The sequence below is a fragment of the Candidatus Accumulibacter vicinus genome (assembly GCF_000584955.1).
GTDB classification, from domain to species: Bacteria; Pseudomonadota; Gammaproteobacteria; order Burkholderiales; family Rhodocyclaceae; genus Accumulibacter; species Accumulibacter vicinus.
Genome location: NZ_JDSS02000019.1, coordinates 8,951 through 21,248 on the forward strand (window position 1 = coordinate 8,951; position 12,298 = coordinate 21,248).

11 protein-coding genes are annotated in these 12,298 nt (G+C 64.5%); 8 read left to right on the forward strand and 3 right to left on the reverse strand.

The annotated features are described in order from the left end of the window. From CAPSK01_RS06425 to CAPSK01_RS06445, 5 genes are all read left to right on the forward strand, one after another. Positions 1 to 1,570, forward strand: a 1,570-nt coding sequence (locus tag CAPSK01_RS06425; RefSeq protein ID WP_034924136.1) for a SulP family inorganic anion transporter, incomplete at its 5' end; no start/stop codon positions are given. Between the two features lie 282 nt (positions 1,571 to 1,852). Further along, positions 1,853 to 2,545 carry a carbonate dehydratase gene (gene can, locus CAPSK01_RS06430; protein WP_273703206.1) on the forward strand — a complete coding sequence of 231 codons (693 nt, stop codon included), beginning with the start codon at positions 1,853 to 1,855 and terminating at the stop codon, positions 2,543 to 2,545. A 179-nt stretch (positions 2,546 to 2,724) separates the two neighbouring features. Next, complete coding sequence (locus CAPSK01_RS06435) at positions 2,725 to 3,369, forward strand: histidine phosphatase family protein (protein ID WP_034924139.1); 645 nt, start codon at positions 2,725 to 2,727, stop codon at positions 3,367 to 3,369. A gap of 269 nt (positions 3,370 to 3,638) precedes the next feature. Continuing rightward, positions 3,639 to 4,004, forward strand: coding sequence for a hypothetical protein (locus CAPSK01_RS06440; RefSeq protein ID WP_034924142.1), 366 nt, complete (start codon positions 3,639 to 3,641; stop codon positions 4,002 to 4,004). A gap of 26 nt (positions 4,005 to 4,030) precedes the next feature. Continuing rightward, the gene (locus tag CAPSK01_RS06445; RefSeq protein WP_273703207.1) at positions 4,031 to 4,444 is read left to right on the forward strand and encodes a hypothetical protein; all 414 of its coding nucleotides are present in this window, start codon (positions 4,031 to 4,033) and stop codon (positions 4,442 to 4,444) included. A 16-nt stretch (positions 4,445 to 4,460) separates the two neighbouring features. Here the strand turns inward: CAPSK01_RS06445 and CAPSK01_RS06450 are convergent, their stop codons facing one another. After that, positions 4,461 to 5,279, reverse strand: a complete 819-nt coding sequence (locus tag CAPSK01_RS06450) for an enoyl-CoA hydratase-related protein (RefSeq protein WP_273703208.1) — start codon at positions 5,277 to 5,279, stop codon at positions 4,461 to 4,463. A gap of 266 nt (positions 5,280 to 5,545) precedes the next feature. Here CAPSK01_RS06450 and CAPSK01_RS06455 point away from each other — a divergent pair, with 266 nt between their 5' ends. Genes CAPSK01_RS06455 through CAPSK01_RS06465 form a run of 3 tightly spaced genes read left to right on the forward strand, consistent with a single transcriptional unit; the run spans position 5,546 to position 6,848 of the window. Then, a complete protein-coding gene (locus CAPSK01_RS06455; RefSeq protein ID WP_034924823.1) occupies positions 5,546 to 5,884 on the forward strand; it encodes an SH3-like domain-containing protein in 339 nt (112 codons plus the stop codon). 2 nt (positions 5,885 to 5,886) lie between these two features. Beyond that, positions 5,887 to 6,525: a nitrile hydratase subunit alpha gene (gene nthA, locus CAPSK01_RS06460; RefSeq protein WP_273703209.1), complete on the forward strand. Its 639-nt coding sequence runs from the start codon at positions 5,887 to 5,889 to the stop codon at positions 6,523 to 6,525. Next, positions 6,522 to 6,848 carry an SH3-like domain-containing protein gene (locus CAPSK01_RS06465; RefSeq protein ID WP_034924152.1) on the forward strand — a complete coding sequence of 109 codons (327 nt, stop codon included), beginning with the start codon at positions 6,522 to 6,524 and terminating at the stop codon, positions 6,846 to 6,848. Before nthA ends, CAPSK01_RS06465 begins: the two co-directional genes overlap by 4 nt. Positions 6,849 to 6,858: 10 nt before the next feature. On the opposite strand, the gene CAPSK01_RS06470 is transcribed toward CAPSK01_RS06465, so the two are convergent. Both CAPSK01_RS06470 and CAPSK01_RS06475 read right to left on the reverse strand, forming a co-directional pair. Next, entirely contained in the window at positions 6,859 to 11,010 is a 4,152-nt protein-coding gene (locus CAPSK01_RS06470) for a DEAD/DEAH box helicase (RefSeq protein ID WP_034924155.1), read from the reverse strand. After that, on the reverse strand, positions 11,003 to 12,298 hold a 1,296-nt coding region (locus CAPSK01_RS06475; protein ID WP_034924158.1), incomplete at its 5' end, for a hypothetical protein. The genes CAPSK01_RS06470 and CAPSK01_RS06475, both read right to left, overlap by 8 nt.

Consider the following 12,298-nt stretch of genomic DNA (forward strand, 5'->3'; position numbering starts at 1 on the left):
CGGCATCCCGGTCTCGCTCGCCTACGCCTCGCTCGCCGGCCTGCCGCCGCAATACGGCATTTACTGCTATCTGGTCGGGGGTCTGTTCTATGCCCTGTTCGGCTCCTCGCGCCAACTGGCGATCGGACCTACCTCGGCGATCTCGATGCTGGTCGGAGTCACGGTTGCGGGAATGGCGGAGGGCGATCCCGCACGCTGGGCGTCGATTGCGGCGCTGACGGCGGTGGTCATCGCCGCCATGTGCATGCTGGCGTGGCTGTTCCGTTTGAGTTCGCTGGTCAACTTCATCAGCGAAACCATCCTGGTCGGCTTCAAGGCCGGTGCAGCGCTGACGATCGCCATGACTCAGTTGCCGAAGCTGTTCGGCGTCAAGGGCGGCGGGCATGGTTTCTTCGGGTCGGTCGTTGCGCTTGGCGGCCAGATTCCCGATACCAACCTCGCCGTGCTGGCTTTCGGCCTGGCCGCCTTGGCGGTACTGCTCCTGGGGGAGAGATTCCTGCCCGGCCGTCCGGTTGCACTGTTCGTCGTGGTGATCTCGATCATCGTGATGTCGGTGACGCCGCTGGCTGATCTCGGCTTCAAGGTCGTCGGCGCGCTGCCGCAGGGGTTGCCCGACTTCAAGCTGCCGGATTTGCGCGTGCGCGACGTGGACGGGGTGATCCCCCTGGCGTTCGCGTGCCTGTTGCTGGCCTATGTGGAAAGCGTTTCCGCCGCCCGTGCCCTGGCACAGGCGAACGGTTACGAGATCGATGCGCGGCAGGAACTCCTCGGTCTGGGTGCCGCGAATCTGGCAGCGGGGTTCTTCCAGGCCTACCCGGTGGCCGGTGGTCTGTCGCAGTCCTCGGTGAACGACAAGGCCGGCGCCAGGACGCCGCTCGCCCTCGTTTTCGCTTCGCTCACGATCGGTCTGTGCCTGATGTACCTGACCGGTTTGCTGAGCAACCTGCCGAACGTGGTTCTCGCGGCAATCGTGCTGGTTGCCGTCAAGGGATTGATCAACGTCGGCGAACTTCGCCATATGTGGCGGGTAAGCCGCTTCGAATTCGGTGTCTCGATGGTCGCCTTCGGCGGCGTGCTGCTGCTCGGCATCCTCAAGGGCGTGATCGTGGCCGTGCTCGTGTCGATGTTGTTGCTCATACGGCGCGCGGCGCACCCGCATGTGGCCTTCCTCGGCCACATCCCGGGAACGCGGAGTTACTCCGACATCGCGCGCAACCCGGACAACGAGGCTGTTCCGGGTGTGCTGATGTTTCGCGTCGAGGCGTCGCTGCTTTACTTCAACGTCGAGCATGTGCGTGATACGGTGTGGCAAGCAATCCGCTCGACCGCCGAGCCGCTGAGCCTCGTGGTATGCGATCTGTCGACGTCACCGATTGTCGATCTCGCCGGGGCGCGAATGCTGGCCAAGCTGCATGCGGAACTCAAGGCCGCCGGGATTGGCCTGCGCCTGGTGGCGGCGCATGCGGCAGTGCGTGACATGCTGCGCGCCGAAGGGCTGGAGGAAAACGTCGGCTACTTCGGGCGCCGGATCACGATGGCTGACATCATCGACGAGTATCGGGCGACCTGACCGCGCCGACATGGTCGAGCGACGCGCTGCCGGCGGGTTTTTCCACCGTAGTTTTTGCGCACGATCAGAGGACCGTGGCCCAGGCGCTTGCTGTGCTCACGCTTAGCCATTAGCCATTTCATTTGCCGAGCCGGCAAGGTAAACTGCGCACGGTGGAAAAAAGTGGCAGAGGCAGTCTGGCGCTTTTTCAGGCGCACGCTCGACCTGCCGGCGGCCGAGGTCTGGTACCGTGCTAGGGCGCTGAGGATCCAGCACGCACCCACTTTATTGAAAGACTCCAGCATGAAATACCTGCCTGAACTGTTTGTCGCCAATGCCCGCTGGGCTGAAGACATGCAAACGTCCGACCCCGGCTTTTTTTCCAAACTGGCCGGTTTGCAGGATCCAGCCTACTTGTGGATAGGGTGTTCGGATAGTCGGGTGCCGGCAAACCAGATCACCGGCCTGAAGCCGGGTGAAGTGTTCGTGCATCGAAATATTGCCAACGTCGTGGTTCATACGGATCTCAACTGCTTGTCGGTGATGCAGTACGCCATCGATGTGCTCAAGGTCCGCCACATCATCGTTTGCGGTCACTACGGCTGCGGCGGTGTCCGGGCGGCTCTGGAAGGTTCGTCCCTGGGATTGATCGACAACTGGTTGCGCCACATTCAGGATGTGCGCGATCGGCACATCGATTTCCTGGCGGCGCTACCGGACAACACGACTCGCTGGCGCGCCTTGTGCGAACTGAACGTAATCGAGCAGGTACGCAATGTCGCCCGCACCACACTCGTCGGCGACGCATGGAAGCGCCGCCAGCCACTGATGTTGCACGCCTGGATCTATGGGTTGGAAGACGGTCTTCTGCAAGACATGCAAGGTTCGTTCTGCGAGGAGGACGAAGTTGATCCGGTCATCGCCCAGGCGGTGGCAACGATCCGTTCGCGTTACCCGACGCATGGACACCCTGGAATTGAGAGGGTACGGAAGTGAGCGAACTCCTGCCTCAGGCGACCGTGCATCCTGCTCGGTGCGGTCGTCGTCGTCCTGACAGGGGCGGCGCTCATGGCGTGGCGTAAACCCATCCGAATTCACGAGCGCCGGTGGTGACGCCACGCGCAGAGCGCTGGACGGGTAACCTACCCGGAGAAAACGAATACTGGACAACTTGAATGCCGACCAGAATCTACCTGGTGCGCCACGGAGCCACCGATCTCACCGCCGAAGACCGGTTCGCTGGTTCCTCTGATGTGCCCCTCTCCGACGCAGGCCGCAAACAGGTGGCATACCTGGCGGAGCGGCTGAAACGAAAGAAGCTGGATGCCGTCTACGCCAGTCCACTACAGCGCACCATGGAAACCGCCCGCACTCTGGCGCTTCCCCACGGTCTGGAGCCGATCGCCGAGCCCGGGCTACGCGAAATCGATTATGGCCACTGGGAGGGGCTATGTCGAGCGGAGGTCGAGAGCACGTTTCAGGCCGAATACGCCATCTGGCAGGAGGATCCTTTCGCCATCGCTCCCCTGGGCGGAGAATCCGGTGTCAATGTACTCAACCGTGCGTTGCCCACCATTCGCGCCATCATCGAGCGGCATCGCCACCGCACGGTCCTGTTGGTATCCCACAAGGGAACCAACCGCCTGCTGATCAGTAGCCTGCTTGGCTTCGACATGCGCGGCTATCGCGACCGCCTTGAGCAAAGTCCCGCAGCACTGAGCATTCTCGACTTCACGAGCGAGGTACGCGCCCGCTTGTGTTTGTTCAACGACGTCTCGCATTACGATGACGACTCCGGACAGATCCTGACAGCGTGCTAATCGCGCCGGTGGGGAATCTCGCAAGAGACAGGCCACAATTATTCCGCCAATGCCCGGGCAATGGGAGCCGCTGTGGCAAACTGGCTGTTAGGCCAGATTTTGGCCTCCTTGATGCAGTACCTGATCAAGGCGCAGCAGCAACGGCAAGATCATCGGGATTAAGTGGCGGACGACGCTGCGGGACAAGAACGCGTCCGGTATACTCGGTTCGACGGGAAGTCTCGACTTCGATCGATGTCCGTCACCTGACCAACAGAAAAGGAGTTACCGTGAAGATAAGAATTGCTGCCTGCTGTTTGCTCGCCTTCTGCGCCTCGTCGACGGTCTTCGCTGCCGAGAGCAAAAAACCCCAGGGAATCCCCTTTGAAACCACCACCTGCGGCAACCTGCTGGACGTCTTCGCAGCGGCCGATCCGAAATTGAACAAGGACACGAAGATGCTCAAGGGGGCGCAGGATCGGGCATTTGCTTTCGTCGCCTGGACGCATGGCTACCTGAACGGCCGTGACGGCATTGACGCCAAGAGGTATCCGTTCAATCAGACGGGCGTCACGCAGCTGGTCGGCGAGATCTACAAGGCCTGCAAAGGAAATGATCCCAAGCTTTTCCTTGAGATCGTCAAGGAGATCCATTGAACCCCACCACCGATCAAGGAAAGAAGATGATGAAATCGGAACTCTCAAGACCGCTTCCCTGCATGGGAGTGATTTTGGCCTTGCTCGGCACCGGGGCGTTGGGCTCTGCCGAGGTCCTGGCCGGAGACCACTGGCGGCACGACGGCAAGAGAATCGAGCGCCGAGAAATGGTGCGGGATCTCGATCGGCATGAACGCGATCGGCGCGCCTTTGTTGCCGGCGCCGTGGTTCAGCAGCACCGTGAATACCAGCGCGACCGCTATGATTACCGCAGGGAAGGTTACGCCGGTCGCTATCGCGAGTACTACGGTGACGACGATCGCCACGACGGCAGCAACGTCGGTAGCGTTCTCGTCGGCGCGGCCGTGGGCGCCGTGGTCACCGGCGTGATCATGAACAACATGAACAAGGACAGCGGCCGGACCACTACGCAGCCATAGCAGCTGTCAGGGCCGGTCAGAGCTCAGAGCCCGAAACACTTGCGGAGGTGGTGTTGGATCTCCCATTCTTCCTGGCCTTGTTTACGAAGGCCTGGGTGCCAATGCGGAAATCCTCCGTGGAAGCCACCAGCCCGAAGAAGTCGGCACCGAGCAAGGCGGATTCCTCCAGCGTCATGTTCAGTCCGCGGTGCAGGGCCTCCCAGGTGAGCTGCACCGCACTGGGCGACTTGGCGAGGATGTCGTCGACGATCGCTTCCGTCTCCGCCATCAGGCGGTCATCGTCGACCACGAACTGCACGAGGCCGATCTGCAGCGCCTCGTCGGCCGTCACGTTGCGGCCACGCAACAGCATCTCGGCGGCCCGGCCGCGCCCCACGAGGCGCGCCAGACGTGTCGTCCCGCCAAAGCCGGCCACTGCGCCGATGCTCACCTCCGGGTGTCCCAGCCGGCCGGACCTCACGGTGACCCGGATCATGCAGGCTTCGGCAATCTCGAGACCGCCGCCAAACGTGTAACCGTTCAGCGCGGCGACCACCACCTTGCCCAGATTTTCGATCTGGTTCGTCACCGTCACGGCAAGCTGGGAGAACTCGCGCACCTTCATCGGCGTCGACTGGCTGAGGTACTTGATGTCGGCGCCGGCGGAAAAGGCCTTGCTGCCGGCGCCGGTGATGATCACCGCCCGAATCGCGTCATCCTTCCTGATTTCCTCCAGAAGCCCGGAAAGGCGGGTCAGCACCTCCAGACTGAGCGCATTCAGCGCATCGGGACGGTTGAGGGTCAGGTACGCGACCTGATTGCGTTTTTCGTACGTTACGACGGAATTGCTGCTCATCGATGATTCCTCCATCCACAAGATGTTCATTCGGTTGCTGCCGGACACAGCTTATTCAGTGGTCCATCGCGGGCGATGAAAGATTTGCAAGGACGCATGAGGGATGTTCACTGGGACCACACGGCGCCGGCCAGTCCGTAGACCGTGCCGTTCGCGAAAGTGTCCGTTTGGTATGTTTGGTATGGCGAGATTGACGTCGGTTGAGGGGGGCTCGTATACTTTTGATGGCAGAGTTGCATTTCCTATCCTTTCTGAACGAGGCGTCCATGCCAATACCATTCCCAGCGCCAGGGCTCAATGTCGTGAAAGCCCTGGGTGAGGAACCCGCTTTCAAGGCGGGTGACAGTGTCCGAATCTCGGTTCGCTATCCCGTCGGGCATTATCGCGTGCCGGCTTACATTCGGGGCAAGCTTGCCACCGTGGACGCGGTGATGGAGCCGCCCGCGGTCAACAACGAGGAGGAAGGTTTTGGGCGCAATGCGGGCTGCAAAGGCCATTATTTTCGCGTGGCCATCCCGCTGACCGCTTTGTGGCCTGGCTATGCCGGATCCCTGCTGGACAGTCTGCGCATCGAAGTCTTTGAAACATGGCTGGAAAGGGTCTGAATATGGACGACCACGATCATTCCCATCCGCATCCTGCGGCGGCTGACGAGGCGCCTCCCGGGTATTACGAAATCATGGAGACTGCCATTCGGGAGCTGCTCATCGAAAAGAAACTGATCGCTCCCGGCGAGATTCGTCGACAGATCGAAGTGCTTGACTCCCGCACGCCTGCGTTGGGTGCCAAAGTCGTCGCGCGGGCCTGGGTGGATCCTGGGTTTCGGGCTCGTCTGCTCACCAACGGCCGTGCAGCCTGCGAAGAGTTGGGCATCAGCTTCTACGACGACACTCAGCTCATCGTACTGGAGAACACCGACAAGGTTCACAATCTCATCGTTTGCACGCTCTGTTCCTGTTACCCGCGCCCGGTGCTCGGCCTCCCGCCCGACTGGTATAAAGCCAGGCCATACCGCGCCCGCGCCGTCAGGGAACCGCGGAAAGTCTTGTCCGAGTTCGGGACCGAGATTCCTGAAGATGTCGAGATTCGTGTCAGCGACTCGACGGCGATCCAGCGTTATCTGGTATTGCCGCAGCGTCCGGCAGGCACCGAGGATTTTACCGAGGAACAACTCGCCGCCATGGTCACCCGTGACGCGATGATTGGCGTTGTCAAAGTCAACCTTGAACACCGGATCGATTCATGAGCCAAACCGAACACCTCCTGAAAACACTGCCGAATGACATTGGCGGCTTGCCGGCGGATCGCATCGAACGCATTGACCACGAACTTGAGCCTTGGGAGAAGCGTTGCCACGCACTGGCGGATGTCCTCGATTTCCATAAGATTATCAGCACGGAGGAAAAACGCCGAGGCGTTGAGTCGCTCGGCGCGGAACTGATCGGCAAGCTTACCTATTACGAACGCTGGGTCGTCGCTTTCGCAAACATTCTCTTTCAGAAGGGAATTCTCACTCCCGAGGAACTGGCCAAGAAGATGGACGAAGTCGAGAGACGGCAGGCTGAATGACGCATCAGGTCTATGCCCACTCGCTCCCCCGCACCAGCGCCAGCATATCCGCGTAGCTCAGCCTGCCGCCGTCTTCGGTGCCGGCGAGCAGCCCGTCGGCCAAGTCGCGCTTGCCGGCGTGCAGTTGCAGGATGCGCTCTTCGATGGTGTCCTGGGCGACCAGGCGATAGATCGTGACCGGGCGCTCCTGGCCGATGCGGTGGGCGCGGTCGGAGGCCTGGTCTTCGACGGCGGGGTTCCACCAGGGGTCCATGTGGATGACGTAGTCGGCAGCGGTCAGGTTGAGCCCGGCGCCGCCGGCGCGCAGACTGATCAGGAACAGTTCTCCCTCACCGGCCTGGAAGGCGGCGACCGCGGCGCTGCGCTGTGCCTCGGGGGTCGAGCCGTCGAGATACTGGTAGCGGATGCCACGGGCATCGAGGTGGTTGCGGATGAGCTTGAGGTGATCGACAAACTGACTGAAGACCAGTGCCTTGTGACGGTTGTCGAGCAGTTCGTCGACGATTTCGGCGAAGGCCTCGAGCTTGGCGCTCGGCAGGTCGCTGTCGGGTAGCGCGAGCCGCGGATGACAGCAGGCGCGACGCAGACGCATGATCTCGGCGAGGAGCTGCATGCGCTGCTGGCCGGGGTGAACCTCCGAGGCCTCTGCGAGGCGTTCGATGGCCTGCTGGCGCAAAGCCTCGTAGAGCGCCCTCTCGCCGCTGCTGAGCTCGATCTGCAGGGTGATCTCGGTGCGCGCGGGCAGCTCGCTCAAGACCTCGCTCTTCAGGCGGCGCAGAATGAAGGGGCGCAGCAATTGGCGCAGCCGCTGCCGGGCGCTCGCGTCCCTGGCCTGCTCGATGGGAATCGCGAAGCGCCGGTTGAAGGTCTCCAGCGAGCCGAGCAGGCCGGGATTGATGAAGCGGAAGAGGTTCCACAGCTCGCCGAGATGGTTCTCGATCGGCGTGCCGGTGGTGATCATGCGAAATGCGCCACGCAGGCGCATCATCGCCTGCGAGCGTTTGGTGAGCGCGTTCTTGAACGCCTGCGCTTCGTCGGCGACGATGGTCTGCCACGGCACCTCGGCGAGGCGTTCGCCCTCGCTCTGCAGAAGGCCGTAGCTGCAGACGATGAGGTCGAAGGGGCCGGCCTGTTCGAGCAGCGCGGCGCGGTCGGCGCCGCCGAAGCGCAGCGGCTTGAGCGTCGGGGCGAAGCGCTGCGCTTCGTCGATCCAGTTGCCGCAGACCGACATCGGCGCCAGCACCAGCGTCGGACCGGCCGCGGCCCGCGACACGATCAGTGCCAGCGCCTCGACCGTCTTGCCAAGCCCCATGTCGTCGGCGAGACAGGCGCCGGCGCCCCAGTGGGCGAGGCGGGCGAGCCAGCGGTAGCCCTCGGCCTGGTAGTCGCGCAGCTCGGCCTGCAGCGTCGAGGGGAGTGGCGGTTCGAGGGCCTGCAACGCAGCCAGCCGGTCGAGCAGCGTCCGCCACGCCGGATCGGCCTCGACTGCCATGCCATCGATGATCTCGTCGATGGCCGGCGCCGCGAAGGGGTGGAAGCAGCCGTCGTCGGCCACCAGTCCGCGCAGCTTGTCGAGGCGCCGGCGGAGGGCCTGGCTGAGGATCAGATAATCGTTTTCGCCGAGGCGGACAAAGCGGCCCTGGGCGGCCGCCGCGCGGTCGAGCAGCTCGCGCATCGCCAGCACGCGCCCGTCGTCGAGGGTCAGCTCGCCATCGATCGCCAGCCAGTCGGCCTGCTGCCGGAGGGTGACGCGCATCTGACTGAGCTGGGTTTCCTTGCCAAGGCCGATGCGCTTGCCCTGCGGCCAGTCGAGCACGACCGCATCGCCGAGGCGATGAAGTTCTTCGAGTGCGCTCAGGGCCTGCTCGAGGTCGTCAAGGTGCCAGCTCCAGCCGTCGTTGCCGGCGAGCGTCGGGCATTGGCGGATCACCGCGCGGGCCGCAGCCAGCTCGCTTCGGAGGTCGCGGGGGCAGCACAGGGTGCGGCCGTCGCGCTCGCTGAACAGGGTCGCACCCCCCTGCCCCGGTCGGAACTGCGGGCCGGCGTCACCACCGGGGTGCACATAGCACTCGAGGCCGAGGCCGCCCTCGAAAGCGTTCAGGTGCAGGTGCGGGCGCGGGTCGGCGACGATCGTCTCGGCGACGCCGGTGCCACCGCCGATGTCGGAATGGACGGTCAGCAGCGGCGCGACCGCCGTGAGCCCTGCGAGCAAGCGCGGCTCGGCGCCCTTGGGGACGCTGAGGCCCTTCGGGCCGAGAATGCGGGCGATTTCCCGGTGCCGGACATCGAACTGGACCAGCCGGATGCGCTGCGGGGTCTCCTCGACCGGCAACAGCGACCGGTCCTCGGCCGGGAAGGGCTCGATGCTGACCAGAAAGTCCTTGCTGCGCCGCACTGCCGCCAGCGTCGGCAGCGCCCGCACCAGTTCGACCGGGGTATCTGTGGTCGCGTCGCGGACGACCAGGGGGTGACCGACGGCGGCCAGCAGGGCGCGCTCGGTGTCGATCCGATAAACGGTCCGCGCGTAGCCACCGCGCCAGCTCGCTTCCTGCTCACGGACGATGCAGGCGCAGATCTCGCGGTCCTGGGGCGTCAGGTAGGGAAAATCTTCGGGGGTCTCGGCGAGCCGCTGCAGCGCCACCGGCCGGCCCTGGCTCCAGCCGCCGCGCTTGCTGCGCTTCTGCTCGCGGGGTTCGAGCAGGGCGTCGTTCTGGTGCAGTTCGAATACCCAGACCATGCGCAGATCGGCGGTCCCGGGCGCACCGCTGCCGGGATCGGCGGCCTGGCTGCCGAGCCCCTTGAGCGCATCGAGGGCGATCTCCCAGGCCGCCCTGGGGGCCAGCAGATCGGTCATCAGGACCACGCCGGGGGGCGGATCGCCAAACGCCGCAAGGGTCGGGGTCGCGCCCTCGAAGCCGAAGGCCACCAGCAGGGCAACGGCCTCGTGTGCATACCAGTCGATCCCGGCCTGCGCCGCCTGCTCGGCACAGGTCGCCAGGACTTGCAGCGCGTCCGCTGCCGGGCGCTCGCCAAGCCAGTGCAGTGCCAGGAAGCGGAGTAGTTTTGGAAATGCGCCGCGCACGCTCAGGCTGGACTGCAGCCAGACGGCGTCGTCCAATGGGCGTTGGCCGGCCAGCACCGCGGCCAGGTCGCCGAGCACCCGGAACCCTTGCTCGATGGGGTCGGTCACGCTGGCCCGCAGACAGAGGCTCACCTGCCGCTGCACCCGTTCGTAATCGGCCTTGCCGCCGCGGTGCAGCAGGGCGATGAGATAGAGGGCACCGGCGATGCGCGGCGTATAGACGTTGCGCTTGCCGCTCCGCTTGCGCGCCGACAGCTCGGCGGCCTCGATCCTCTCAATGGTCTGTGCGTAATCGCCCTGAAGAAAGTGCAGCCAGCCTTGCAGGGCCAGCGCCTCGGGGTCGCTCCGGCCAGCCAGCAGCCCCTGCACTGCATCCAGACGGCCGCGCAGCAGGTACTGCTCGGCCAGGGCGTCGGCAACGTCCGGGCGGGTTGCGGCCAAGGGAGTCAGCAGACGTTCCATCAGCACGTAGTGATCCGGCTGTGGAACCAGATCCAGGGCCGCCTGGTGCAACAGCGGGGCGAGGGCCAGGATCTGGAGACGGGGATCCAGGCCGGCGATCCATTCCGGGTCCGGCTGGGACAGGCAGACCTCGGCCAATTGTCGAAGCTGGTGATAGGGGATCCGGGCCAGCGATGCGGCAGGGCCAATCCCGAGCTGTTGCAAGACCTCGTCTGCGCGCCCGCCATAGAGCGCGTTGCGCAACACCCGCAAGCGGCGCAATTCGGTCTGCTCCCAGGAGTTGCGTATCGGCGTCGGCAAGCAGCGCTCTGCAGCTTCGACGATCGCCGCGAAGGTTCCGTCGGTGACGGTCTCGCGGGTCAGTGTTTCGCGCAGGTCGGGACGACAGAACAGAGCGCCCTTCGGTAGATCGATCAAGCCGTCGCTGAGCAGCTGCTCGCGCAGGGTCTTGTTCAGCAGGCGACTCAGTGGGGCGCCCGCCCGGTCATGCCAGGCGAGGGCGTCGAGGATCTGCTGCAGCACGGTCTGCCCGACCGATTCGCAGACCACCGACAACACCCGCAGGATGCGTTGCTCGTCGGGGCTCAGGCGCTCGTAGCGCGCGTGCAGCTCAGCCAATGGGAGTCTCGGGCAGCACCAGGCCGAGCCTGACGAGTCCCTTGCGGAAGGCCGCGAGCTTCGGATCGGGAACACAGACCAGGCGGTCACCGGCACGCATGCAGTGCGGCGCGGTGCCTGGGTCGGAGGCGAGCAGCGCGGCAATGGCGGCGTCCTTGCAGCGGATCAGACGCGCCGATCCGGCGTCGGCGAGAGCGGTGGCGCGTTCGCCGACGCTCTCCAGCAATTGGCGAAACTCCGCCGGCAGCTCGCCAACGGTCGCAGCATCGAGGAAGTCGCGGATGCGCCCGCGCTCGTCGGCATCGGCACTCTCTCGTAGCAGGGCATCCGGGTCGAGTCGCCAGCGATCGACAGACAAGGGCTGGGCGATTCGCTCGAGGAGCAGCCGCTCCGCAGGCTCCGGATCGCGCAGCAGGGTCAGACCGAGGTCGGCCCCGGTGGCCAGTAGCGGCGGCTTCTTCTCGATGGTCGGTCGGTAGTCCGGGGTCAATCCGAGGCAAAAAGCGCCGAGGGCATTGAGGCGAACGTAGCGCAGGCCATCGTAACGGCTCAGGAAAAGGAAGTCGTCGGTTCCCCAGGCCTCGCTGTAGTCGGGTCTGGCGTGGTAGGGGCTGGTGTAGGCGATGTCGAGCAGGCCGAGCGTGGCCAGATACTCGAAGAGATAGGCAAGGATATAGCGCGCCTGCAGGATCTCGAAACTCCCGAAGCCCTCGTGGCCCAGGCTGCCGTAGTTCGGATCGGAAAAGTACAGGGCCCAGGCGTTGTAAGTGACCTCGAAATCGTGGTTGCGAAATCGCATCTGGCGGAAGAACTCGTCGAGGGAGATCCAGCGGCCGACGGGACAGCAATCCTTGAGGGCCTCAGCGATCACCGTACGGCGATCGGCAAGGGCACTGAGCTGTGCCGATCGGCTGGTCTGGCCCTTGATCAGGTCCACGCGGCGCAGTTCGTCCGGCGCCCCTTTCGCCTGCCAGCGCTCGAACAGATGCGAGACGACCGTTTCGAGCGGCTGCGACAGAGCTTTGCTGCCGCGGGCGGTCAGTGCCAGCTTGCTGCCGTCCAGCTTGGCCAGGCCCGCGACCTGCAGCAGCAGCGGCCAGGCAAAGGGGCGAATCGGACGGATCGCCCCGCCCGCCCAGCGCTGGCTACCCAGGTCGTCTTCCGGCCGGTACCAGTCGCCGCCGAGCAGGATCGATTCGAGTTTCGCCACTGCGGCACTGCTCGGCAGGCCGGTTTTCGGGCCGACCGCGATGCCGCCCTGCCCGATCAGCCGCAGCACCGCCGGCAG

Bases quoted from the DNA above. Each gene is read 5' to 3' on its own strand.
- CAPSK01_RS06435 (WP_034924139.1), top strand. From the start codon at position 2,725: ATGCCGACCAGAATCTACCTGGTGCGCCACGGAGCCACCGATCTCACC.
- CAPSK01_RS06445 (WP_273703207.1), top strand. From the start codon at position 4,031: ATGATGAAATCGGAACTCTCAAGACCGCTTCCCTGCATGGGAGTGATT.
- can (WP_273703206.1), top strand. From the start codon at position 1,853: ATGAAATACCTGCCTGAACTGTTTGTCGCCAATGCCCGCTGGGCTGAA.
- CAPSK01_RS06450 (WP_273703208.1), bottom strand. From the start codon at position 5,279: ATGAGCAGCAATTCCGTCGTAACGTACGAAAAACGCAATCAGGTCGCG.
- CAPSK01_RS06465 (WP_034924152.1), top strand. From the start codon at position 6,522: ATGAGCCAAACCGAACACCTCCTGAAAACACTGCCGAATGACATTGGC.
- nthA (WP_273703209.1), top strand. From the start codon at position 5,887: ATGGACGACCACGATCATTCCCATCCGCATCCTGCGGCGGCTGACGAG.
- CAPSK01_RS06455 (WP_034924823.1), top strand. From the start codon at position 5,546: ATGCCAATACCATTCCCAGCGCCAGGGCTCAATGTCGTGAAAGCCCTG.